3 protein-coding genes are annotated in these 1,862 nt (G+C 45.1%); 2 read left to right on the top strand and 1 reads right to left on the bottom strand.

Annotation, left to right across the window (positions count from 1 at the left end):
- Window positions 1-189: 189 nt before the first annotated feature.
- The gene (locus tag ACTF5U_RS12410; RefSeq protein WP_438971943.1) at window positions 190-489 is read right to left on the bottom strand and encodes an Lpp/OprI family alanine-zipper lipoprotein; all 300 of its coding nucleotides are present in this window, start codon (window positions 487-489) and stop codon (window positions 190-192) included.
- A 251-nt stretch (window positions 490-740) separates the two neighbouring features.
- On the opposite strand from ACTF5U_RS12410, the gene suhB reads away from it, so the two are divergent.
- Both suhB and ACTF5U_RS12400 read left to right on the top strand, forming a co-directional pair.
- A complete protein-coding gene (suhB, locus tag ACTF5U_RS12405; RefSeq protein ID WP_438971942.1) occupies window positions 741-1,535 on the top strand; it encodes an inositol-1-monophosphatase in 795 nt (264 codons plus the stop codon).
- Window positions 1,536-1,593: 58 nt separating this feature from the next.
- The coding region (locus ACTF5U_RS12400) for a GTP-binding protein (RefSeq protein WP_438971941.1) at window positions 1,594-1,862 on the top strand (269 nt) is incomplete at its 3' end.

Below are 1,862 nucleotides of genomic sequence, written 5' to 3'. Positions count from 1 at the left end.
GAAACATTGATTGGTCCGTTCAATAGCCGTGAAGAAGCCGACATTATGGCCAGTGAGGTGAGTACTGCGGCAGGAATTCCTGTCTGGACGGTACAGGTGTCGAGTGATGCGCTGTAATTGGTACCTCAAATGACAGACAAAAAAAAGCCGGAACACCTGTTCCGGCTTTTTTGCATGCAACAAAAAGAATTATTTGCTCATTGCTTTTTCAAACATACGATCGATTTTTGCACAGCATTCTTCGACAGTAGCTTGTGCTTCATCAGCAGATTTCTGGGCATTCATCGCAGCCAGTTCTGCATCTGTAGCAGTGCGTTGTGCTGTGTCAGCAGTGCTTTGAGCATTGCGAGCAGCTACCAGTGCAGAGTCAGCAGTTGATTGAGCAGATTCTACAGAGGCTTTCAACGCATCCATTTCAGCTGTGTTGGCACAAGCGGTCAACAGGGCTAATGGCAGGATTACAGCACTCAGTTTTGCTAATGGTTTCATATTATTCTCCTTAATAAGTACCAGTTATATAATTGGCGTGGGTATTATATTGCTAATTAGCTAATTCGCAACATAAATCATACGCTAGCAAGAAAAAAAAATAATGTCTATCAAAGCACAGTAAAAATGCGAACTCTATCGACAAAGCTGCATCTTAAAGAGTAAATATTTGCTATAATCTTTCTTTTTGATGAACGCTGTTTATAACAGTGCTGTTTCATCATGCTCAATCGCTCTGGAAAAATTTATCTATGCACCCTATGCTGAATATCGCTATTCGGGCGGCCCGTAATGCCGGCAGTCTGATCATGCGATCATTGCAACACGTTGAACATCTTGAAGTGACCACGAAAGGTCGTAATGATTATGTCTCAGATGTCGATCGCCTTGTTGAACAAGAAATTATTAGTGTTATTAAAAAGTCTTATCCTGATCACGCCATAATGGCGGAAGAGTCGGGTAATACCGGGGAAAATGACACTGTCTGGATCATAGACCCTATTGATGGCACTACGAATTACCTGCATGGATTTCCGCACTATTGCGTGTCTATTGCCGTTCGGGTCAGAGGCCGTGTCGAACATGCTGTAATCTATGATCCACGCCGTGACGAACTATTTACTGCTAGTCGTGGCGAGGGTGCCAAGCTCAATGACCATCGCCTGCGTGTCACAAAACGTCGTGAGCTTGATGGTGCGTTACTGGCCACGGGCTTTCCGTTCAAATACCCACAGCACCACGAGTGTTATCTGCAAAGTTTTAGTGCTGTGTTCCCGCATGTGGCTGATATCCGGCGTGCCGGTTCTGCGGCGCTTGATCTTGCTTACGTTGCTGCTGGCCGTGTTGATGGCTACTGGGAAATAGGCTTACAAAACTGGGATCTGGCTGCCGGATTGTTACTGGTTGAAGAAGCTGGCGGTCTGGTGACAGACTTCGCTGGTGAAGATAACGTATTCGATAAAGGTAATGTTGTCGCCGGTGGTTTTGGCGTTCACAAAGCGTTGCTGGCTAAACTGCAACCTCATCTGCAAGAACCTCTCAAATAAGTGCCTGCGGGCTTCATTTTTATCGCATGTCAGACATGCTTAAACAGAATTCAAGATAATGACTAACAATAGAGATATTTCAAAACTGCGCAATATTGCAATCATCGCGCATGTTGACCATGGTAAAACGACTCTTGTTGACCAATTACTGCGTCAGTCAGGCACTTTCGGTGAACATGAAGAGCTGACTGAGCGCGTGATGGACTCCAATGATCTGGAACGTGAGCGTGGCATCACTATCCTTTCTAAGAATACAGCTATTCGCTGGAATGATTACCATATCAATATTGTCGACACACCAGGACATGCCGACTTTGGTGGTGAAGT

It is taken from the genome of Methylophaga sp. (assembly GCF_965655755.1).
Classification (GTDB): domain Bacteria; phylum Pseudomonadota; class Gammaproteobacteria; order Nitrosococcales; family Methylophagaceae; genus Methylophaga.
Note: the sequence above shows the minus strand (reverse complement) of the source record. Positions and strands in the feature narration are given on the sequence as shown.